Origin of the sequence: Bacteroides sp. AM23-12 (assembly GCF_003434395.1) — a bacterium.
Classification (GTDB): domain Bacteria; phylum Bacteroidota; class Bacteroidia; order Bacteroidales; family Bacteroidaceae; genus Bacteroides; species Bacteroides thetaiotaomicron.
This window is the reverse complement of record NZ_QTLF01000016.1, coordinates 1-24,610: the sequence shown is the minus strand read 5'-3', so window position 1 is coordinate 24,610 and position 24,610 is coordinate 1. Positions and strand designations below refer to the sequence as shown.

Annotated in this window: 15 protein-coding genes; 6 read left to right on the top strand and 9 right to left on the bottom strand. The window is 43.6% G+C overall.

What is annotated here, in order from left to right; all coding sequences use genetic code 11:
* Positions 1-155: 155 nt before the first annotated feature.
* Both DW640_RS14030 and DW640_RS14025 read left to right on the top strand, forming a co-directional pair.
* Entirely contained in the window at positions 156-665 is a 510-nt protein-coding gene (locus DW640_RS14030) for an RNA polymerase sigma-70 factor (RefSeq protein ID WP_008761748.1), read from the top strand.
* Positions 666-681: 16 nt separating this feature from the next.
* On the top strand, positions 682-1,815 hold the full coding sequence (locus tag DW640_RS14025) for a FecR family protein (protein WP_117578528.1): 1,134 nt from the start codon (positions 682-684) through the stop codon (positions 1,813-1,815).
* Positions 1,816-1,912: 97 nt separating this feature from the next.
* Here DW640_RS14025 and DW640_RS14020 read toward each other — a convergent pair whose 3' ends face one another.
* Positions 1,913-2,368, bottom strand: coding sequence for a hypothetical protein (locus DW640_RS14020; protein WP_008767310.1), 456 nt, complete (start codon positions 2,366-2,368; stop codon positions 1,913-1,915).
* Between the two features lie 826 nt (positions 2,369-3,194).
* Between DW640_RS14020 and DW640_RS14015 the strand changes: the two genes are divergently transcribed.
* Positions 3,195-4,202 carry a virulence RhuM family protein gene (locus DW640_RS14015; RefSeq protein ID WP_117578526.1) on the top strand — a complete coding sequence of 336 codons (1,008 nt, stop codon included), beginning with the start codon at positions 3,195-3,197 and terminating at the stop codon, positions 4,200-4,202.
* A gap of 18 nt (positions 4,203-4,220) precedes the next feature.
* Positions 4,221-4,859 (top strand): HU family DNA-binding protein, encoded by a 639-nt coding sequence (locus DW640_RS14010; protein WP_117578524.1) that lies wholly within the window; start codon positions 4,221-4,223, stop codon positions 4,857-4,859.
* 230 nt (positions 4,860-5,089) lie between these two features.
* Here the strand turns inward: DW640_RS14010 and rhuM are convergent, their stop codons facing one another.
* From rhuM to DW640_RS13970, 7 genes are all read right to left on the bottom strand, one after another.
* A complete protein-coding gene (gene rhuM, locus DW640_RS14000) occupies positions 5,090-6,070 on the bottom strand; it encodes a RhuM family protein (RefSeq protein WP_117578522.1) in 981 nt (326 codons plus the stop codon).
* Positions 6,071-6,213: 143 nt separating this feature from the next.
* Positions 6,214-7,800: a glycoside hydrolase family 30 protein gene (locus DW640_RS13995; protein WP_117578520.1), complete on the bottom strand. Its 1,587-nt coding sequence runs from the start codon at positions 7,798-7,800 to the stop codon at positions 6,214-6,216.
* A 251-nt stretch (positions 7,801-8,051) separates the two neighbouring features.
* Positions 8,052-8,939 (bottom strand): BT_3044 domain-containing protein, encoded by an 888-nt coding sequence (locus DW640_RS13990; RefSeq protein ID WP_008761742.1) that lies wholly within the window; start codon positions 8,937-8,939, stop codon positions 8,052-8,054.
* Between the two features lie 48 nt (positions 8,940-8,987).
* The gene (locus tag DW640_RS13985; RefSeq protein WP_090613067.1) at positions 8,988-10,970 is read right to left on the bottom strand and encodes a RagB/SusD family nutrient uptake outer membrane protein; all 1,983 of its coding nucleotides are present in this window, start codon (positions 10,968-10,970) and stop codon (positions 8,988-8,990) included.
* Positions 10,971-11,009: 39 nt separating this feature from the next.
* Positions 11,010-14,105, bottom strand: a complete 3,096-nt coding sequence (locus DW640_RS13980; protein ID WP_117578518.1) for a TonB-dependent receptor — start codon at positions 14,103-14,105, stop codon at positions 11,010-11,012.
* A 22-nt stretch (positions 14,106-14,127) separates the two neighbouring features.
* A complete protein-coding gene (locus DW640_RS13975) occupies positions 14,128-15,429 on the bottom strand; it encodes an IPT/TIG domain-containing protein (RefSeq protein WP_008767319.1) in 1,302 nt (433 codons plus the stop codon).
* A gap of 354 nt (positions 15,430-15,783) precedes the next feature.
* The gene (locus DW640_RS13970; RefSeq protein ID WP_117578516.1) at positions 15,784-18,471 is read right to left on the bottom strand and encodes a hypothetical protein; all 2,688 of its coding nucleotides are present in this window, start codon (positions 18,469-18,471) and stop codon (positions 15,784-15,786) included.
* Between the two features lie 184 nt (positions 18,472-18,655).
* On the opposite strand from DW640_RS13970, the gene DW640_RS13965 reads away from it, so the two are divergent.
* The gene (locus DW640_RS13965) at positions 18,656-22,786 is read left to right on the top strand and encodes a hybrid sensor histidine kinase/response regulator transcription factor (RefSeq protein ID WP_117578514.1); all 4,131 of its coding nucleotides are present in this window, start codon (positions 18,656-18,658) and stop codon (positions 22,784-22,786) included.
* On the opposite strand, the gene DW640_RS13960 is transcribed toward DW640_RS13965, so the two are convergent.
* A complete protein-coding gene (locus DW640_RS13960) occupies positions 22,755-23,720 on the bottom strand; it encodes a glycoside hydrolase family 18 protein (RefSeq protein ID WP_008767322.1) in 966 nt (321 codons plus the stop codon). The two genes, DW640_RS13965 and DW640_RS13960, sit on opposite strands and share 32 nt — an antisense overlap.
* Before the next feature lie 324 nt (positions 23,721-24,044).
* On the opposite strand from DW640_RS13960, the gene DW640_RS13955 reads away from it, so the two are divergent.
* On the top strand, positions 24,045-24,610 hold a 566-nt coding region (locus tag DW640_RS13955), incomplete at its 3' end, for a sulfatase-like hydrolase/transferase (RefSeq protein WP_147326388.1).

The window sequence follows — 24,610 nt, the reverse complement described above, 5'->3', positions numbered from 1 at the left end:
TCGGGAAGGAGGAGTACCCGTAGGGGGAGGTGGTAGGTGAACACATTAAAGTTACTACCGACTTTTTAATCAGCCCCCTACTTAGGTTACTACTGATTTTTTAGTCGAACTCGGGGAAAAGTAGTATTTTTGCAGCTTCAGAATCCAGATAAAGAATGTTCCTGTTCCATAAAAACCAGACAAAACGAGAGGCCTTCGGGCAAATGTTTACGGAAATGTACCCGCGAATGGTCCGTTATGCCTCCCAGTTGATGGGCGACGGAGAGGAAGCACGGGACATCGTAAGCGAAGTGATGGAACAGGCCTGGAAACACTTCGACCAATTGGACGAGGCCGACCGCGGAGGCTGGATTTATACAGCAGTCCGCAACACCTGCCTCAACCGGATGAAGCACCTGCAAGTGGAACGTGACAATGCGAAAGCCCTTTACGAAGCAACGCTGGCCGATGTAAAAAGTAACTATCGGGAACACGAAGCACTGTTGCAGAAAGCGGAAACGATAGCCCGAAGCCTGCCGGAACCGACTTGCACCATCCTGCGGCTATGCTATTACGAACATCTCACCTATCGGGAAGTCGCCCAACAACTCGGCATCAGTCCCGACACGGTAAAAAAACATATATCCAAAGCATTGCGTACACTACGCGAAGCCATGAAAGAATAAAGAAGGAGGACACGCTATGGAAGAAAAAGAAAAACGTACCAGCAAAGAAGAAGATTCCGGCTACGGACTGACAGCAGACAACGACAGTTGCAGGCTGGCAGACAGCGATAGTTCTGAACCGACAGACAGCAACAGTTGCGAACCGGCAGACAGCAACAGTTGCGAACCGACAGACAGCAACAGTTGTGGACTGGCAACGGACAACCAAACCCCGTTCTCCGAAAACGCGGAAATACGCCGTCTGCAAAATGCCTTTGGTGAAGCGTTGGGTGATCTGCCTCTGCCGGACGAAGTCCGGGAAGAATGGACCACATTCCTGCAACGGCAGGCACAGCAGAAACGCAAACTTTATCTCCGCATCTGTCTATCCGGTGGTGTGGCAGCAGCCATCGCCCTGTTATTGTTACTTTGGTCCCCTTGGCACATCACGGACAAGGACAGCATCCTGCAGAACATCGAAATCTTCACCGCCCTCCATGCACCGGAACAAATTACCACTATCGAAGAGAACGGCAGAATCATCGTATCTACCCCGCCCGCCACAACCACCCGCCTCACATTGGAGGACGGAAGTCACGTCCTTTTAAGTGCAAACAGCCGTCTGGAATACCCCAAAGAGTTTTCCTCTCAGGGAAGCCGCACCGTAAACCTCACCGGAGAAGCACGCTTCGAAGTAACCAAAGACGCCCACCGCCCCTTCATCGTCTCTGCCGACAAAATGCAGACACAAGTGCTGGGCACCGTATTCGACGTAAATGCCTATCCCGGCAATGCCCCCGCCGTCACCCTGTTTCAAGGACGAGTAAAGGTCGGCAAAGCAGCCTCTCCTATTGAGAAAGAAATAGTACCCGGACAATGTGCCACACTGACCACAAGCGGCGACATTCGTCTGGCGAAAGCCACACTGACAGAAAAAAAAGGATGGACCAAAGATGAGTTTTATTATGACAACACCGAAATGATAACCGTACTGCAAAATATAGGGACCTGGTATAATATCAGCGTCATCTGCCATTCTGCAGACCTTTTACACAAACGAGTCCATTTCCGTTTCAGCCGGAATGTTCCGATAAAGACTCTACTGAATGTACTGAATGATTTAGGCATCGCACACTTCCAGTATAAAGATAAACAAATAGTAGTAGAATAAACACAATCACTTCCTGGCGAAAAAACGAGCTTTCATCTGTCATCTTTCACCATTGGTCGTCAAACTCCTTATTCATCGGAGCTTCCGATGAGGCTGACTAAAAGTCGGTAGTATCTCTATTCTCCTCCTTCCTGAAGGAGGAGAATAGAGATAGCATACGCAATATGGCACCATAAAAAACAGAAATCCCTCTTCTCCGGATATTGTTCTTCCTGCTCAATCCGTTCTTCTTCTCCCTTGTACAAAAGCCCTTCACCAACTTCGAACGTATTTCTTCTGTCTCGCATAGCTCACACCTATTCTGCACATAGGTACGTGTCAATACCAAACGAATGATTTCCCGATTCGGACAGAAGCATTCATCTTTAGCCAAAGCAGCCAGCACCACATCCAGCAGGCAAAGGGTACATCGTAATTCTGTTTCCGATAATCGGTCGATACTCTCAATCTGTCCAAAGCTGGGCCAGTTGTCTTTCAAAAAGGCAAGTTTATTGGTGGAGCTTTGTAAATCAAGCTTCATCAGGCAGGGACGGGGACAAGTAGAATCATTCATCACTACTATTTTTTATTTGTTTGTGTATTTGCGTATCTCCAAAAAGAAGGCGCAGAAACTATTACTATACTATCTCATGAGAGGCTCTGGCAAGCCCGCACTAGAATAATAAGCAATAGCTCCACGCCCATTGAGATATATAACAAATATATATACAATGTGGACGTGGAGACTGACCGCCTATTACCTGCTAGTGCTAAATGTGCCAGATTTCTCATCACAGATAATAAAAACGTTATCTCCAAATCAATAAAACATATCTTTTTTAGAAGATACGCCACAAATATAGGCATATTTTCCTAATAAGAATACCATTAAGGAAGTAAAATGAGTAAATAGAAGGGAGATGAACAAAATCGTCTACAGCCAACAGACTATGTTCCTTCATCGCACGAGATACAAGAATGATTTCCCCTTCTTATTGCCTCTGCACAAAGAACAAGCTGCACGAATACCCAAAAGAAGCAGGGATACTTTGTTTATCTCCCTATTATAGTTTATCTTTGCTACTGATATAGCTAGTTGTTCACGACCGTGATCAGCTCTTACCACGGCCGTAATCAACGCTCTTCACGGCCGTGAGCAACATTTACCACGGCCGTGAACAACTAATGATGCAAGCACCTTCATCCAACAATGCAGGCATCATAAACCAAAGATAAAGGCAGGATAACTTATGTATGAACGCTTGACAGCAAGCAGGCAATCACTATATAACCCGAGTTCTGTCCAAGTCCGGAAACTAATGATTAGTTTTGCGGATCAAAGGTAGCTATATCTTTATAACAAACAAGAAACGACGAATATGTTATAACGATGTAAAGCAATGGACGAAATAGAGAAAAACAACGGTGAGATCATCATATACCGGACAGAAGACGGAAGGACACAACTTGAAGTCCGTTTGGAGGATGAGAACGTTTGGCTGTCACAACAACAAATAGCCAATCTGTTTGGTGTACAAAGACCGGCTATCACAAAGCATTTGAGAAATATCTTTGAAAGTGGAGAATTAGAAGAAAATTCAGTTAGTTCCATTTTGGAACATACTGCGAGCGATGGAAAAAATTATAAGACACAGTTTTATAATTTAGATGCCATCATATCAGTCGGATATAGAGTCAACTCCCTACAAGCCACCCACTTCCGCCGCTGGGCCACCGAACGTCTGAAAGAATATCTGATCAAAGGTTTCGCCATGGACGACAAACGTCTGAAAGAAATGGGCGGCGGCGGTTACTGGTACGAACTACTCAACCGTATACGCGACATCCGTTCATCTGAAAAAGTACTCTACCGTCAGGTTCTTGACTTGTATGCCACCAGTGTAGACTATGACCCAAAGGCAGACGAATCCATCCGGTTTTTCAAAATCGTGCAGAATAAGTTACACTATGCCGCCCACGGCCACACAGCAGCAGAAGTGATCTTCGAACGAGCCGATGCAGAAAAGCCATTTATGGGACTGACCACATTTCCCGGCGAACAACCCCGGAAAGAAGATGTACTGATAGCTAAAAACTATCTCAATGAAAAGGAACTGAAGATACTGAACAACCTGGTTTCCGGATACTTCGACTTCGCAGAAATACAAGCCATCAAACGTTCGCCCATGTATATGTCGGACTATATACATCACCTGGACCTCATCTTATCGACCACCGGAGAGCAAGTTTTGCAGAACACAGGCACGATCTCTCACGAACAAGCCAAACAAAAAGCGCTGGGCGAATACCAAAAATATCATGTCAAAACCCTGTCGCCTGTAGAAAAAGCATATTTTGACAGTATCAAGAAACTGACAGCCGAAACAAAGAAGAAGAAAAAGAAATAAAATACAATAAACAGTATTATGGCAATACAATTTGAACTCTACAAGTCTCCCAACCCCAAGGACGAAGAAGACAAGGAACTCTACCACGCACGGGTAGTCAACTTTCAGCATATCGACACCGACTATCTCGCCAAAGAAATACAACAAGCGACTTCGCTGACCGAAGGGGATGTAAAAGCCGTCCTCGAATCGCTGAGCCACTTTATGGGATCACGCCTCCGGGAAGGGGAACGTGTTCACCTCGACGGCATCGGCTACTTTCAAGTAAAGCTGAACAGTCTGGAACCGATCACCTCGCCCAAGCTGAAAGCAAACCAAATGAAACTCAAAGTAAACATCGGCTTCAAGGCGGATAAAAAACTGAGAAGTTCGGTAAGCGTCGTCAAGGTGGAACGCAGTAAACTGAAGTTACACTCAGTGCCACGCTCCAACGAAGAGATAGACAGACTGCTGACCGCGTATTTCAGTAATAACCAAATACTGACCCGCTCGGACTTTCAAGGACTTTGCAAACTTACGCTTACCACTGCCGCCCGACATATCAAACGACTGAAAGAAGAAAAGAAGTTGCAGAATATCAATACTCGTCAGAGTCCGGTTTATGTTCCGATGCCGGGGTATTATGGTAAGCCGGAAGTAGAAGATAACGTAAAATAAGGGAAAGACAGAAAGAATATGGCTTCAATAAGGGTGAGAGATGCTGCACCAGAACAAGAAAAGCAATGAGAGATGCCCCCTTTTTGACGAGAAAAGGGTGAGAGATACCTGTTTCAAAAGTATCTCTCATTATTTATTCAGTTGATTATGTGAACCTTAGTACAAAAGAGTGAGACCGTGAGACTAAAAAAGTCTTTTCTTTTCTAGTGGGCGCTGAGTCGAACCGTAAATCAATTATTCGTATTAATTAAATTGATGACCACTTTTACCATCATGTCTTTTTCTTCTGTCCGGCTCTCGGCAATCATAAGCGTGAGTGCCACAAGCGTATTGTTGCCTATCAGCTTCGAGCCGTCGGATTTATATAAGATACCATTCTTTTCGAGAAACCAAAGGAAAAGAAAAGCGGCAATACGCTTGTTTCCGTCACTGAACGAATGGTTCTTCACGACGAGGTAGAAAAGCATGGATGCTTTCTCTTCGATACTCGGATAAAGATCTTCTCCACCAAAGGTCTGATAAATGGTATTGATAGAACTTTTGAACGATTGGTCTTTTTCATTTCCAAACAAGTCACTGCTTCCAAACTTTTCCTGTAATAAATGAATAGCGCCCATCGCTTCTTCGTAGGTGGCACGAAACTCCCGGCTGGGAGTAGTGGAGACTACTTCCAGTTGCTGGAAATCGTATTTATCAAGTGTGTCCAGACCATAAGTGTAGTCGGTGATGACACGCAACAGTCCGTTAGCCTCATCCAATGTTAGTTGCTTGTGCTCGATGACGTTGGAAAGGAGGCGAACAGTATTCTTCAAGTCTTCCAATTGCTCTATCTTTACTTGCTGGTTGATGGCATAACCTTTAATCAGGTATTCTTTCAAAACTTTGTTTGCCCAAACACGGAATTGAGTGCCGCGTTGCGACTTTACACGATAGCCGACGGAGATAATCACATCCAAATTATAAACAGCCGTCTCATATTGTTGGTCACTATAACTACCCATATGTGCAAATTTTGCACATGTGATATCACGTTCAAGTTCACCTTCCCTATAGACATTATTAATATGCCTGCCTATAACAGTACGATCCTTCTGAAACAATTCTGCCATTTGAGCCTGAGTCAGCCACACTGTTTCATCCTCCAACTTCACATCAATTGAAGTCTTCCCATCTTTTGTCTGATAAATGACAATATTTCCTCTATCGTTCATAAAATGCCTCCTTTTTTATGCATTGCGCCCGTCCATTGCCTTGGTTAGCAATGGACGGGCGTACAAATGTAATACTTTAAAAAAGAAAAAGGCGACATACCGGCCTTTTATTCGACCGGACAAACCCATAATTGACTCTTATATTAAAGCGATTGATTCAATAAAGTTATAATCGAACGTGCCGGAATCCGAACTGTTCTTCCACTCTTCACTTTCTCAACGGGTAGCAGATCTTCTCCTTCTACATCCGAAGTGCGATACACCTGCCATCGAGTTTTCTTGCCATTTATCTTATTGATTGAAAACTCTTTGTCTTCCTGCGCATAGTTAATGAGAACAACAGCGTATGAGCCGTCCGCATTTTGATAAGCAGAACACATCAGTCCTTTTTGGTCCGTATCGCCTCCGGGGATTAAATTCCCCGCTTGATCGAAAGCAGAAACCGACAGGCGGACAGCTCCCGGACGGATGAAACGACTATAATTACCCAAAGCCCACATGAGTTTGGAGTCTTCTACCCGACCATCCTTCAAGTCATCATTCGTGTATTCCCGAATCAGCCCGTCTTTATAATCACCGCCGACGGCACGCCACCACTGCCAGCTCTTCGCTCCCGCATACACGATGTCATGATGGATGATACGGGCAACGTAAAGTGCCGTCTTCATCGTACGGTCGAAGCCGTGACCGCCGCCTATCTCTTCGTCATTCCCCATGATACAGGTTTCTGACTGCCAGAAGCCGACGTTGTATTTATCCAAAGCTTCACGCAGTTGGCAGCGCATGGCACGCAGTTCACTCAGAGGAGTCGTTGTCCAGTAGCTATGACCAAGCATCAGTCGGGGCACATTGGGCGTATCACCCAAATACGTATCCACACTGTCCGGGCAGAAGAAAGCCTGAATCTGATAGCCACGCTGCCAGTCCGTCTGATGGGTACGGAGCATACAGCGATAGTCCGAAGATTCGTTCACCATAATCTGCGTATCCATTTTCCGGTTCACAAACTCCCGGCTCAGCAAACGGACGGTCCGGGCTACTTCCCGATTGGTTGCCGGAGAGCCTTCCTGCTTCGGTCCTACCCAGTTCCAATGCCCGTCCGGTTCGTTGAAAGGACAGATATAGTTGAACTTTATTCCGTCGTGCTTCTCTACTCCTTCTACTACATCGGCCAGGAAACGGGCATATTTCTCGTAACATTCCGGCTTCAGATTGGCGGTTCCTCCACGACCGGTATTGGTAGCCAGACCGTTCTGAGTATAATATACGGGAGGGGAATTCAGAAATGCGAGGAATTTAGTGACGCCCCGTTCTTTTGCCAGTTTCAGAAAGTTGCGTTGCCCCTGTTGCTTGTTCCAGTCGTAGGTTCCGTCGGCTTGCAGAAAACATTCGGTACGCATCCACGAAGAACCGATCTGACTGGCTTCCCCTTGTTCCGTACTGCCCGCCCCGACGTTGAAACGCCAAAGAGACAAGCCGATTCCCTTCGGTTTTCCATTCGCATCGTTCTCTGTGCTGAAAAGCCAGTCGGCTATCTGGTTCTGTTTCTCCTGCGGCCACAAGCCAAGGATGTGCATACTCCAGGCATCGGAAGCGCCGAAGTGTTCCATTGTCTGCAGAGGTTTGTCCACTTCAATCTGATAACGCAGGTCGGGGGCGGGTTGGGAACATCCGCCTACCATACCTATATATAAGAAAGCTAAGGCGACTGACAGTAATTTATAGTTCATCGTGAAATTTGTTTTTTATAATTTTTAAAGTGATAGTACAAAAATACGTGATTACGGCTAACTTTGGGGAATACAAAACGACCAAAAACTACCACAAATCTTGCAATGTCACAAATTATAAGGCTGAATAAAAACAAACTGGCAGGTTTAAGAATTCCTTGAACCTGCCAGTTATTATTTCATCGACTTAAAGCAACACCTTTTTCTACCTTGCTGATAACCTAATTCAGTTACTAGATTTATAAGCTCATTTAGTTGCTACCTGCATCTTCATCCTGATAGGTAAACGTACCCACCATCTGATAAGTCTTGCCATCCGCAGTATACTTATAATCTACATTAAAGACTTTCGAGTTCTGATTATAAGTACATGTACCATCAATCAAGTCAAAGTCCTCCCATGCCGAGATACTGACATTGTTACCAGCATCAACTTTCAGTACAACAGCATGTTTCTTGATATTGGCAGTTGTTTCCGCCTGTTGCTCGTTATAGAAACGTACTGCATTTTCTTCTGTAGCTTTCAATGTTCTGACTATAGTAATAGAAGTGGATGCAACTATTTCATCATTACTATCCAGTTCGTGCCGAAGAGCCTTGAAGATGTAATTACCTGAGTATTTATTTACCAGATTGAAGGATACAATAAGTGCCGAGTCCTTCTGGTTGATCTCATAACCGGCAGAAGAAGAAGCAATCTTGAAAGTTATCGCATAAAGCGAATCGCACTCCAGACCTTCTGTTTTAACTTTAAAGGGAACTCTCGCATAAGTTTCGCCGGCTTTCAATGTAGTAGTATAGGAAGGTACCTCAAAAGCACTGGCAGCAAGTCCCTGATATTTGATATCGGTGGCAAGGAACTTGAACTTTTTATTATACCAGTCAATTACACTGTTATGGCTTTCCAGAGTCACATCCACATTCCCGTCAATCAAAAGAGAGCCACTTACACCCACTGTAATGAATCCTTCCTGCACTTCACTGCTATAAGCAAGCTCTTTAGTCACAAGATTGCTGGAAGCGCCGATCAGATAGAGCGTCTTCTTATATTGCTCCTTATCAAGCGGGCTTTCATAATCACAGCTACTTAAAACGACCAATAACAAAAGTATCGGATATAGTATTTTATTGATATTCATAACAAACGTTTTTTACTTAATTATTAATTCTGTACTTCGTGTGCAAAATTACCATCCCGGATTCTGAACCAGTTTCGGGTTCTTATCCATCGTTGTACGAGGGATAGGCAGGAAGTAATCTTTATAAGAGAATACACGATGCGAACGAGTATTATTGATCACTGTTTCCGTATGGAATGCTTTACGGTCTGTGCTACGTGCAGCAATGTTCATACCTGTTACAGGCTCATTGTATGCATCGATCGCATCTCCCCATCTACGCAAATCGTGATAACGTCTGCCTTCACAGAAAAACTCCACACGTCTTTCACGCTTAATCAAATCCCGCATCGTAGTCACATCCCTTGCATCATCCGCTGTAATCCCCGGCAAACCGGCTCTATAGCGAACCATATTAAAGTATTTCACCATCTCGTCCACATCACGGCTCACTGTAATCCCATTCTCTTCATCGGTATATGTATTACTTCCCAACTCATTCAATGCTTCCACATAGTTGAGCAGCACCTCTGCATAACGCATGATCGGGAAAGTTTTCGACTTCATCATACCTTTCAGCTGATCCTCTACATAATGAATGTACTTCTTGCAGGTAAAACCAGTGTGGTTATAATCTTCAGGATGATCGGACGACGGTGCAGCAGTACCATTAGCATAGTAAGTAACTGTCTGCTTAGTTTGATTACCTTCGGTTCCGATGTAAGAAAGTCCGCTCCAGTAGCAATGGTTAAAACCTACGCTGGCATAGAAACGCATTTCCATCTTATCAAACATCTTAGCAGCATCGGACGGAAGTGTATAGTCAGAGAAAGACTGTGAACTACCACCAATGGCTTCCCAGTAATTTGTGGGATAAAGTGGTGAGTTATTGATGTCGCTACCGTCTTCCATACGGAAAGCTTTCACAGTCGCATAAGTAATATTCAACCCATTACCACCACCCAGGCTCGTAGGAGTAGCAATCCATGCCGGAGAGTCGCCAGCTGTACTAGAGTAGCCGCACATATAAATAAACTCGTCATTATTATAAGCCGGAGTTTCACCATTGAACATAAAAGCATAAGAACGAAGCGCATCTATACCTCCCGCTCCATTAGGATAGTTTTCGTCAGGCACATTCTCCGGTAGCGGTTTTGTGTCTAGTTTTCTCTCAACAGTGTGCAGCTTATATTTAAAGCTACCAGCTTCCGAACCCTTAATCAAACGTTTGGCAAGAAGAGCGGCTGTTCCCCATTTGGATTCGTCTTTGACTTGAGGCATAAAGTTGGTACCGTCCGAACGCTTCCAATCAGCATAAAACTCATTTCCGTTGTACCAAGGACTTGCTTCGATCAGTCTTACTCTTCCCATCAATGCCAATGCCGCTCCCGAAGTAGGCAGATTGACTAGGGTAGACGTACGGCTGGAAGGAAGATATTCGTATGCTTTCTCGAAATTCTCGCAGATATAGTTAATACAATTCTCGTATGTCTCTCTTTCCAATGACATGCTTTCCGCACTGGCATCCACATCATAAGCCGTTTCAGGTACAATGGGCACAGGTCCGTAAGCCTCTACCAGTTTATAATAGAAATAAGCTCTCAAGAAATAACAACGTCCCATAAAGTCACGCAAATCGCTCGTAGTAATATCCTCACATTCATTGATTCTTTCCAAGACGAGGTTGGCTTTACGAATACCTTTATACCAAGTACCATAGTTATTATAGAAATCACTCTGTGGAGTCACTTCGTCCACCATCAGCTGGATAGCTTTATGACGGGAGTCATTCCATGATGTAAAGTTCTCGTCCGAAGCTCCCTGATAAGGCGACCAAGCATTGGTCCACAAGTCTCCTTCATTAGGTAATAACTTTCCGGCACCATTGATATATTCTTCCAGATATTCCTTACGTTTAAATACAGAGTCTAGCTCAAAAATCTCATCGAAGTATGAGTCTACATCCAGGTAGTCGTCACAGGAGGTAAACATACTTCCTGTGCAACACATCAGTGCCATAGCGGCTATGCAATATATTTTTCTGAAATTCATAATTATACGATTTATGATAATGTTACAATTGAAACGGGATTAAAACGTCACATTAAGCTGAAGGGTGAATTTCCGTTGCAGAGGATACACCGCACCGTTTGACGATGCTTGCTCCGGGTCCCAAAGTTTCACCTTATCCCATACATGCAGGTTTTCGCCTACAAGACTCAGGGTAGCGTTCTGTACACTAATCTTATCTCGCAACCATGCGCTGGTGAATCTATAAGACAACTCGATATTTTTCAATCTGAAATAGCGGCCATCCGCCAACCAGAAAGTAGATTCACGGTTATTGTTCTTATTCTCACCATAAGTCAGACGCGGGAAACGCGCGTTCGGATTTTCCGTACTGGCGTCACCGGAATATTCTCTCGGTGTCCAGCGATTCTTTTGATCAGCCACAATGTTAAGTACATTGCCTCGCGTTTCCCAAGCAAACGGATAGTACCCTGATCCCCCATAGAAATATTGTACTTTACCTACACCTTCAAAGAAAATGCTGGCAGTAAACTGTTTGTATCTGAATTCAGCAGCAAAACCATACTGAAGAGTTGGAGTATTCGAATAGGATAACGGTACAATATCATCATCATTGATAACACCGTCACCATTGACATCTTTATACTTAATGTCACCTGGACGCACATCAGAAGAATAGGTTTGAACAGGACTACTTTCAATATCTGCCTGATCTTTGAACAAACCTAAAGATATCAAACCGCGTTTCACTCCATAAGGAACGTCTACAAAAGACTGATAAGGATATACCACGCCTGATTGCTCCCAATAGGTTACGTTATTGCGGGCGAATGTCCAGTTACCACGAACTGTCATTCCAAAATCTTTGGTGAAATTATGGTTGAACGTTATATTTCCATCAAATCCCCATGATTCCATTCCACCGATGTTGGTATACGGATTGGTTACAAAACCTGCTTCTTCAGGAATGTTGGCACGTTGCTGGAAGATACCTTTGTTTTTATCCTTAAAGATGTCGGCAGTCAGTTCCACTTTGTCATTAAACATTTTCAGGTCTACACCAATATCCATTTTGGTTGTCTCTTCCCAGTTCAAGTCATTGGCACCTACGCGGCTCTCGCCAACGGTGCTACCAGGCCATGTTACTGAGCTATAATCGGTAGACACAGTAGAAAGGTACGGGAAGCGGATTTTCTTGATACGGTCATTACCTACTTTACCCAAAGAAGCTCTGAGTTTGAAGAAATCGAGGAACGGAAGTTTTTCACGCGTCCATTCATACTGAGTAGGCACCCATCCCAAAGCTACTGCCGGGAACCACCCGTAGCGGTTGCCTTTCTTGAATTGCTCGGAACCGGTATATCCTACATTGAATTCAAACATATAAGTATCCTTATAAGAATAAGTAGCACGAGCAGAAATAGCCTGATAACGTTTAGGAATGGAACGAATTCTTTCATCCAATGTGGTGTCGTCATCATCATTATTCAGATAAGAGTCTTTATTTTCCTGACGGTAGGCATTAAGTAATCCGGTCACACGATGGTCTTCGCCAAAGATTCTTTCGTAATTGATATTTCCTTCAAAATAATACTGACGGGCAATGCGGCGATAATCGCTGTAAGTCATATCAGTAGCACTCGATGTACGTTTAGAGATCAATGCTCCATTCTGCTTTCTTCCTGTGGCGTAATATAAGTCCGGAGTCTTGGTACGATACTGGTCAAAGTAGCCGGTATAGTTAAACGAGAATACGCCTCTTGCAGACAGTCCTTTTGTGATGAAATCCAACTTCTGATTCAGACTGGCATTCATACGGGTGGCCTGTGTTTCACTGATCTTATACCCTGTATAGTTCAACTGTACATAAGGAGAAACCTCATCCGAGTTTCTACCAAATGATGGAAGAGTACCATTGGAGTATTTCACCGGAACGATTGTTGCCGGAAGATTAGCTTGCGCCGACCATAATGCATTGTTATTATCACCATATCCCGGAGAATTACGTTTAGTGATAATCGTTTCCATATTCAAAGAGAGTAGAGTTGTTTTAGTCATATTGGCGTCTACGTTCGCTCTGAAATTATATTGATGGTAATCCACATTAGTATTATGTTTACTTACCGACTTATCTTGTTTGAAAACAGCTCCTTGGTTCATGATACCCATACTTACATAATAACGTGCATTGGTACCACCACCAGAAAGACTCAGGTGATGTTGATTGTCAATCACATAGTCATTCAGAATCACATCTCTCCAATTCACATTCGGATAAAGATCCGGATCGAGACCGGAACGGAACAGTTGGATTTCAGAATTAGTATAAATCGGATTCTTACCTCTGACAACACGTGCTTCATTAGCAAGGTTTGCATAGCCCACTGCATCTACATACTCCGGCATGCGGGGAGAATAGGAATATGTGGCATTTGTCTTGAAGTTAACAGTTAACTTACCGGCTTTACCTCTCTTGGTAGTTACAATTACTACGCCATTGGCACCACGCACACCATATACGGCAGTTGCCGAAGCATCTTTCAAAACTGAGAAACTTTCAATATCTGCAGGGTCGAGTGTATTCAAGTCACCTTCTACACCATCAATCAAGATCAGCGCCGAAGCATTTGCCCCAAACGTACTGATACCACGTACCCAAAATTCAGAGAAGTTATTGCCCGGCTCACCACTACGAGTCACACCAATGATGCCCGGCACACGACCTTGAAGCATATTGGATACAGAAGTGGCGGGAACCTGCAACTGTGCCGGATCAACAGAAGTAATAGCTCCTACAACAGAAACTTTACGCTGAGAACCACGACCTACTACCACTACTTCATCCAAACTACTGATACTTTGTTTCAAGACAATAGTCTCACGCTCTTTAGACTCTGTTATTTTAACTTCTTTATTCTCAAAACCTACATAAGAGAAAACAATGGTAGACTTGGGAGGAATATTGTTTAAACGGAACTTTCCATCCAGATCAGTAATTACACCAATGGAGGTTCCTTTTACAGCAACACTCACGCCTATAAGTTCAAATCCATCTTCACCGATGACAGTACCGGAATATGTCAACCCTCCCTGAGCGTATGCCATAGAAGAAAAGAGACTGCATATTATAAATAAGATGCTTATTATTTTTTTCATGATTAAATTCTGATTAATGTGTTTATTCTATTGAATACTTTCTTAATGCCGGCTCGTAGCGCATAGCAATCCAGTAACCACCATTCCCGTCATAGCTAATATCTTGAGGTCCATTAAATAAAGCAATATCAGGTGAACCATCATCGGTTCCATGTACAGTGGATGTACCCAATACAGTAGTTACATATCTTTTCTCCATATTCTCATCATAAGCGATTTTACGTATTACGTGACTATTATCCCCCTGACAAACGAAAATATTACCATCTTCATCTATTGTAAGACCACGTAAATACTGGAATTTTGCTTCATCAGCCAAAAAACCGTCTGTAGTTCCTGTATTATTCTGGTTAATCTGCTCGTAAGCATGTGTACCATCTTCTTTTACCCAAACTTTCAGAATCTTATTTTTATCAGTAGTTACATAGAAACAATCTTCAAAAGCACTATAAGCAATGTAAGCAAAAGGACCACCACTAAAATCATTATGTTCAAACAAAATCTCATTATGAGTCGGATTATCTACTTCAATACGTCCCAAACGACCATTAGCCGTTACATAATACAACCATTGATTATCACCATTCAAAGCCACAGCCCAAACATCGGTACCTGAACTGATATCACTTAGTCGAGAAGGAACCCATGCCTGCGATTTCTTATAAACATAAACGGTATTAGCACCATTAATAGTAGCACCATAAGCCAATGTTTTATCATTAGATACCGCCACTTTCCCAACCACAGGACCGCTTTGGATAGTAATTACAGCATCTTCGTCTATAGAAATATAACGCACACTATTATTATTCCATGCCTGACCTACAATACCCGACTGTTCATCAATGCAAGCTACACCAAACATCTGCCCAAAAGTTGCCTCAGCCAGACTTCCATCTTTACCGGCACCATCAGCTTGTACAAAATCACCGGCAATAGTAGATACATTCTCAGAAACAGAATACTTAAAAGTCTCATCAGCCACCACAGTCTGATCATTCACCTTAACCGTAATCTTATTGAAACCTTCTGCCTGACGTGGCGCCATACAATAAATCGTAGTATTATCTACTCCCACTACGGCAGCCTTGTTCTCCTTTTCCATATTATCTGTGAATAATACGGTTACCGCAGATTTGTCATTTCCAAAGTTATTACCTATAATAATCACTTTCTCTGCTACCCGACCGGTATCCGGCGTAAAATAGTCAATAGTGACAGGTTTGTTCGGGTCATAGGAATCCGTACCTGATTCCTTGTTGTCATTACAGCACATCAGCACCAACGACAAAAACCCTAATAAGGGAAGAAATAGTCTTTTCATAACGTTTTTCTTTTTACATATTAAATTATTGGTTCACTAAAAATTCTTTATTGGCATATCAGCGTTATAAACGCAGGAAAATAAAACAGCACATATAATCAGGAAAAAGACATCGATTGACGAATGACTTTAGTTTTTTAAAGATTATATTAGTTTTCATTTTCATAATATTAGTTTATTTCGTTGTTATCTACAGCAAAGATACGAATGAGTGTAGATTTTACATTATAAAAATCATTCAAAAAACGTAGAGAATCATTCATAAACGATTTACACACGTTGGCTGCAAGAAACACAACTCCTTTCTTCCTCTTTAACAGGACTTTATATAAATATGAATAATATAGATCGAGTTTAATAATCTATAGAGTAGATATTCAATGATGACGGACTACCTTTATACAACGTCTCTACATTTATTATTAACGGTGCCGAATTATCGGAGTTATAACATCGAATGACTGCTTCACCCTTTTCATTCGTTTTCACATTCGGATTCCAGTATAGTGTGCGGCGAGAATCTTCCGTATAGAGAGGAGCGCCATTAGGATAAGCTGGTGAATAAAATTCCAAGGGCTCATTATATCCTTGTATATAGGTATGACGAATCCCGCGCCGGGCTTTATAAGTTTTGTTCGGGTCCCAGTCATCAATCGTAGTGATGGAGCAAACTACTACTGACGATTTCTGCAACGGACCTTTCTTCATAGTCTTTCTATCTTTCTCACCCCAAAGTGCATCTGGTCCGGAATCCGCACCTATAGCATCCTGCAAAGACAAATCACTCAAATCTCCATCCTGCCAGCGACCACTCCAAAAATTATTTGCTGTAAATTTCGTCACTCTATTACTCTGCTTGTTCATCACAAAAACAGATTCCCCCCCTGCCTGATCATAATAAAGCATGATAGATTTAATAGCATCCACATCTTTGTCCAACACATAATCCGTTTTACCATAAGATAAAACCCCGCCGTTGACTATAAATAAAACTCTTGAGTTATTATAGTGCAGGCTCAGCGAATCACTCAATCTGAAATTAGGATTTAATTCCTTCAACAGCATAGGCAGATTGTACACCGCTTCTCCTTTATCACGCATTTTATCTACCACCTGCGTTATATTATAATAACCCAGAATCTCTTTTTCAAAGCGTTCAGTTTGCTTCAATAACAAGTTCAGACGCTTGGCGTTCACCACCACTTCATCCAGCAAATGATGATCCGGTCCGAATACAGAATCTTTATAAGCAATATCCAAGGTGTCCAACAACTGTTTCAAATCACCCGCCTCTTTCCATTCCGGATTCAGCTCATAATAATCAAGTTTCCGTAAGGAAGGCTCAAAATTACGGAACAACTTCACGACTGCCTGCTTGTTCCACTTCTTTCCCTCGTTCCGTGTCTGTATGAGAGCATCCATAGAACCGCTAAAACCATCTACCGGCGCACTAAAATACCCCAATGAATCCGTTTTTGTCATACCTGCAATAGAGACCGAATCCCTGCGCGCAAGAATACTCACCCCGACATTCCGTAACGCCTTACCGAAATAAGATTCGACCTGTCCATACAGGGTCAGCGAGGTCTCCGGAAGATACCGAGGCAAGAAAGGACGTTTACCTATCAGTCGGGAAAGGTCATACTTCCGCCAGCCACGTACCAATAGGAGGACATCCAACATTTTGAAACGTTCGGCAGACTGGTTCTCAAAATAAAAACCGGGTTGATGAATATAGCCTTTCAGATCGGAGACAAGCAACAAATCCGTATAAATGGAATGATCATATTCCCGAAAATCAGACTCCACACCGTTGCGGATAGATACAGAAAGATTGGCCTGTACCGGACGATTCAGATGATCTCTCACTTTAATCCGGCAAGTCACCGGCTCAAAAGGGCGATATAGGGCGTGATCCGTTTTACAGGCAAGGAGCATGGAAGAACGCGGCATCACATAACAAAAACGCTCGCATAACGTTTCCCCTTTCAGATTGACCAGAGATATCTGTTGCACTCCGGGCGGTAGTTCTTTAGTCGAAATCCGAAATTGACAGTTCAATTCATCTTCAAAGTCCAGTGTCATACATTTGTAAGGTCGCCCCTGAGAAGATACAAAAACAGCCAGTGTGTCTTTCATTGCCTGTGAACTGCGGGCTACAGTGATATCCAACATTTCCCGCCGGTTATCGATTCGGAGTACATATCCTTGTGGAAGAGCTTCCGGAAGGTCAAACTGATAAGTGGAGCCTTCATAATCAATTTTTGCCACACCCGCCTTTTCTTCGGGCTTATACTCAAAGTAACCCATCCCGTCATGCAATGAACGGATATGCGCCAGTTCTTCACCACTCGGCAAAACCACTGTTCCCTCTACATCAGCAGCTCCTTTGTCACGGCTGGTGGCTTCAAAAGCTACAATCGAAGATATGCCTTTCACCAATTGTCCACCCTCCGGAAAAAAGCGGACTGTAAACTTCTTCTCTTTATCCTTCGGCCGCTGTTTCATCGAAGCGTCCATACGATAGGTAGCTATACTCCGAGGAGTCTCTTCATCGCTCAGCCGTTTCCGATAGACGGGTAATACACGGGAAAAACAGGAAGGGTTATCAAAAGCAAGCATCCACTTTGTATAGGCACGCATTTCATAATAACCGGTAAAGAAGGTATTGTTCAAAATGATTTGTCCCGTTCCCTCCCCATCCGTAAGCTGAATAATTTGCCGCTCTACGACATTTCCCAACTGGTCCAGTAATTCTACATACAAAGGTTTGCTGATCGTCGTCGGTAAGTTTTGTTCAGCCGTCACTACATACGCTTTGAACCAAATCGTATCACCAAGGTAATAACTTGCATTATCCAAATGAAGACTCACTTTCTCGCGAGGGTACGAATCTGCGAAGTTCTGCGCATAACGGAAATATCGGGAAAAGATTGTATCGGATGACTGCGCATAAGCGTTCACTGTACACAAGATGAACAGAGTGGTAATAAAAAATGCCTTCCAGCTTTTATCATGTTCGTGTAAAGAATCAGATTCCATTTTCTGCAAGTATTAGATTCGGTTATTTGATTGATTGCAAAATTACAGTTGTTTTATTTTATTCGCTGTAAAAATCATGCAGAAAGGGTAGAAAATCATGCAATGAATCATTTGTCTATACTAAATACAAGATTTATTTGTACTTTTGAGAGTGAATATCAAGGAATACATAATATCTGAAACGATGAAAACATACATTGCGGCTTTCTTCCTCCTGCTATCCGCCACATTTGTGGCAGCCCACCCTTACCTCATCCAAAGATTGGGAATAGAACAAGGCTTATCCAACAATTATGTATTGAGTATCACGCAGGACAAGCAGGGATTTCTGTGGTTCGCCACCGAAGAAGGGCTGAATAAGTTTGACGGAACCCGCTTTATCACCTACTATAAAGAGGAGCAATCTTCTTCTGTTCAAAGCATTACCGGCAACGAACTCAATGAAGTGTACGCCGATCCCGTGCAGCCTGTTATCTGGATAGCCACCCAGCGGGCAGGACTCAACGCTTATAATTACGAGACACAAAGTTTCAGCGTCTACCAATATAATCCGGAAGACCCGCAAAGTCTGATAACGAACGATGTCACTCACATTACCTCATCCGTACAAGCCGGCAAAGGGTTATGGGTATGTACTTATTATAGAGGTATAGAGTATCTGGACATCGCTACCGGGAAATTCACTCATTATAACAAAAGTACAGTACCCGCCCTTCCCTCTGAGCAGACCTGGACAGCCACGGAGGCTGAGGATGGCAAACTATATATCGGACACGTAGAAGGCGGGTTAAGCATCCTCTCCCTGAATGACAAATCCGTGAAACACTTCGTCCATGATCCTCAAAACCCGAACAGCCTTCCGGGGAACGATGTGCGTTGTATCTATAAAGATACCAACGGAAATATATGGATCGGAACCAGCAAAGGTCTGGCTCTGTTCAATGCCAATACAGATACATTTACCAACTTTCATAACAATCCGGGGAATAATCACGGAGCATTGTCAAGCTATATCTTCTCCATCAAGCAGCTCAAAGACAACAAACTCTGGATTGCAACAGAACTGAACGGGATCATGATACTGGACTTACAGCAAAATCAGTTTCTGCTGCCCGAACAAATACGCTTTGAGTTTATCCGCGAAGGGGACAATAACTACAGTTTGTCCAACGCCAGCGCACGGTATATCTTTCAAGACTCTTTTAATAATATCTGGATAGGGACTTGGGGAGGAGGAATCAACTTTATCAGCAATGCTCCTCCCGCATTCCATACATGGAGCTATTCACCCACCCAAATGAATGAAAGTTCGCTGAGCAACAAAGTCGTTAGCAGCGTCTGCGATGACGGACAAGGAAAATTGTGGATAGGAACTGACGGAGGAGGTATTAACGTATTCGAAAACGGAAAACGGGTGGCCATTTACAATAAAGAAAACAGAGAACTCCTGTCCAACTCAGTGCTTTGTTCGCTGAAAGACTCGGAAGGCAACCTATGGTTCGGCACCTATCTGGGCAACATCAGCTATTACAATACAAGACTGAAGAAGTTTCAGATCATCGAACTGGAAAAGAATCAGCTTCTCGACGTACGCGTCTTCTATGAAGACAAGAATAAAAAGATATGGATAGGAACTCACGCAGGGGTGTTCGTTGTAGACCTTGCCAGCAAGAAGGTGATTCATCATTATGACACCTCCAACAGCCAGTTGCTGGAAAACTTTGTACGCAGCATTGCCCAAGACAGTGAAGGACGTTTCTGGATAGGAACTTTCGGAGGAGGAGTCGGGATATATACGCCGGATATGCAACTGGTCAGGAAGTTCAACCAATACGAAGGTTTTTGTTCCAATACGATTAATCAGATATACCGGAGCAGCAAAGGTCAGATGTGGCTTGCCACCGGTGAGGGGCTGGTATGTTTTCCTTCGGCCCGCAATTTTGACTATCAGGTTTTTCAAAGAAAAGAAGGACTGCCCAATACACATATAAGAGCTATCAGTGAAGATAAGAACGGCAACATCTGGGCAAGTACCAATACCGGCATCAGTTGCTATATCACCTCTAAAAAATGTTTCTATACCTACGATCACTCCAACAACATCCCACAAGGAAGTTTCATCAGCGGATGCGTTACCAAAGATCATAACGGGCTCATCTATTTCGGCTCTATCAACGGATTGTGTTTCTTCAACCCCGATATTGCCATAAACAGTCCGCAGATTCCTCCTGTGGTTATCACTAAAGTGAGAATTCCCGGACGACTCACAAGTCGGGAGAAGAACGAAACCGCTATTCCCATTTCCGAAGGAGAGATAGAATTGACTCATGAACAAAATAGTTTTAATCTTACTTTCAACGTACAGGACTATTCACTGGCCAACCAGGTGGAATATGCCTATATGCTGAAAGGACTTGAAAACTCATGGTATACGATCAACGAGCAAAACAGCGTCACCTTCCGTAATATTCCTCCCGGCAAGTATGAGTTTCTGGTAAAAGCCCGCCTGCACAATCAGGACTGGTCGGAGGACATGACCTCTCTCAGGATACATATCACCCCTCCTCTCTGGCTGACATGGTGGGCAAAACTTATCTATATTCTGATCACTATCAGCATTATTTATACTATTATCCATGCCTATAAGAAGAAAATAGACCTCGAAAGCCTCTATACGCTGGAAAAGAAAAACCACGAACAAGAACAAGAATTGAATCAGGAACGCTTGCGATTCTATACTAACATCACTCATGAGCTGCGCACACCACTGACCCTGATCCTCGGTCCGCTGGAAGATATGCAGAAAGACACGTCACTGCCGACCAGACAGGCGCAGAAACTTTCTGTCATCCACCAGAGTGCCCTCCGGCTGCTCAACCTGATCAATCAGATTCTTGAGTTCCGGAAAACGGAAACGCAGAACAAAAAGCTATGTGTTTGCAAAAGCAACATCGCGCCCCTCGTTCATGAAATCGGACTCAAATACAAAGAACTCAATCAAAAGAAAGCAATCGACTTTCAGATTCAAATAGAAAAAGAAGAGATGCTTCTGTTCTTTGACAAAGAAATCATCACCATTATCCTCGATAATCTGATTTCCAATGCCATCAAATATACGGAACAGGGAAAAATAACCTTGAGCTTGTATCCCACCACACGAAACGGAGTCACTTATACGGAGATTAAAGTCAGTGATACGGGATACGGAATCTCTGCGGAAGCCTTGCCTCATGTTTTCGACCGTTACTATCAGGAAAGCGGCAAGCATCAGGCATCCGGCACAGGTATCGGACTGGCTTTAGTCCGAAATCTTGTAGAACTGCACGAAGGCGAAATCCGGGTGGAAAGCATACAGAACGAAGGAAGTACTTTCTATATCAGCTTATTAACAGACAATATCTACCCCAACGCTTTGCATGGAGACTCTACGAAGCAAACAGAGGAGGAAATGATATCAGAAGCTGTTCCGGAAGATTCTCAAAATACGGAACCGGAAACGAGCAAACCTATCCTGCTGATTGTAGAAGACAATGAAGATATACAGAAATACATCGCCGAATCTTTCTCCGACTCTTTCGAAGTAATCACAGGCAGCAACGGTGAGGAAGGGAAACAGCAGGCTCTCAACCGTATTCCCGATATTATAGTAAGCGATATCATGATGCCGGTAATGGATGGCATCACGCTATGCCGTCAACTAAAAGAGGATGTGCGTACCAGCCACATCCCTGTCATCCTGCTAACGGCCAAAGATTCATTGCAGGATAAAGAAGAAGGATACGAAGTGGGAGCGGATTCTTATCTGACCAAGCCTTTCAGTGCTTCACTGCTGCGAAGCCGCATCAACAATCTGCTTGATTCGAGAAAGAAACTGATTGCTCAATTCCAGCAGACCGGAACGAGTCATAACCCCAATTCTCATTTGGATGAAAAGCGTTCCATAATCACCGAGGCGCTCAGCAAACTGGATAACGAATTCATTGAGAAAATCACGCAATTGGTTGAGGACAACCTTTCTTCGGAGAAGATCGACATCACTTATCTGTCCGACAAGATGTGTATGAGCGGCTCTACGCTCTACCGGAAGATGAAAGCGCTGACCGGACTTTCTACGAACGAATACATCCGGAAAGTAAAAATGCAGAATGCGGAACGGTTACTCCTCGAAGGAAAATATAATATCTCGGAAATAGCCTATAAAATAGGAATGAACAGTACAGGCTACTTCCGTCAATGTTTTAAGGATGAGTTTGGTGTCTCTCCTTCAGATTATCTGAAGCAGTTCACCTCCCCAACTCCTCCACCATCGTCTTAAACAACGATCTGCTGTCATTCAGCGGCATATCCGTAGCCAAGTCCCAGCTCATCATTCCTTTGAGCTGCTGGTCCATCGCATAACGTGTCTTGGCACGGATATTATTTTGCCCGTCAAAGACATACACGTCTCCCTTATAGGTTACTTCGTTTTGTGCCGGCCCCGTAATCAGCCCGTCCTGCACAAAACTGAAGTAAGCCTCAGTCTTCTTTGAGCCATCTTTTGTCACGCCATAGAAAGGAACGCCTGCCACCAGCTTTTCCTTTGGAATGCCATAAGCCAACGCCATCTGTATATCCGAACAGTATTTCTCCATCGGGAAGCGAACCGGCGAAGGACCGTAACACTGATAAGAAATGAAATCGACCGCAGCAATCGCCTCTTTACTAATCTTATAACACACAGGATGCAGGGATACGCTGAACACATATTTATCTCCCAATACCTCTCTCATCTTCAGAATAGCCAGACTGTAATCTTCATACTCTTTTTCAGTCTCCGCCCATTCAAAATCCAGATCGATGCCATCGAGCTTATTCTTTTCCAGTATCTTCTTTATGTTTTTGGCAAATGCAACACGGGCCGCCTCATCTGCAACCATCGCTTTCCACTCGCCACTGGCAGCGCCCAGACGAAGTTTTGTCTTTGTTCCTTTCACATCCGCACGGACAGACTTTATCAATTCCTCCCAACTAGTCACTCCTTTCCCATTCTCAAAGATACGGGGATTCTCAAACGAAAGCGACCCGTCTTTATTGGGACGGACGTTCAGAAAAATCAGATCATCACTCGCCCTTAAACTCTCGGCAGAAATACGTCCGCGATTGTAGAAATTACCCCGTACATACGAACTAATGAAGCAGTTTTGTTGCGCATACAACGATAATCCGACAAACAAGAGAAGGAAAAATACAATTTTTCTTGGTAGTAGCATAATAATTGATAATTAATGGGTTTTGATCGCAAAAGTAGGTACAGGCAAAGAAAACAAATGTTCAAAAATCACTATAATACTTCCAAAAATCAACATAAAGTTTCTTATTGAGAGATGTAAAACAAAAACATCCTTTTAAAAAGGGAATTAAGTGTTTTACCGGAATCAATTACATTAAATCGCAAAAGTTTTCCGGATTATAATACAAAGTGAATAACAATCACTATCTTTAGGCATAAAATCAGTTCATATGATCATTTATCTACATGAAAGCAACCGTCTAACTTAGACTGACTTTTGAAGAAATGCAACATCTATACGTATATGAATAAACTCGTACTTACCGGTCTGCTGGCAGCCGGAACCATGACGCACCTGCAAGGCGCTCAACCTGCCGGACAACGCCCCAACATCCTTTTTATCCTGAGTGACGACCACACCTCCCAAGCCTGGGGCATCTATGGCGGAGTACTGGCAGAATATGCCCACAACGCCAACATCCGCCGGCTGGCAAAAGAAGGGGTAGTGCTCGACAACTGTTTCTGCACCAACTCTATCTCAGCACCCAGCCGTGCCAGTATCCTCACCGGTCTATACAGTCACCGGAACAGACTGTACACCCTTGCGGACTCACTGGACACCTCCATCCCCACCCTTGCCACCCTGCTACAAGCCAACGGATACCACACCGGACTCGTCGGCAAATGGCATATCCAGTCGCAACCGCAAGGATTCGACTACTACTCCATCTTCTACGATCAAGGCGAATACCGTGACCCGACTTTCATAGAGAGCACCGACCCGTGGCCCGGCAACCACCAGTTCGGCGAACGGGTGCTCGGCTTCTCCACCGACCTCGTCACCGAGAAAGCCATCCGATGGATGAAAGA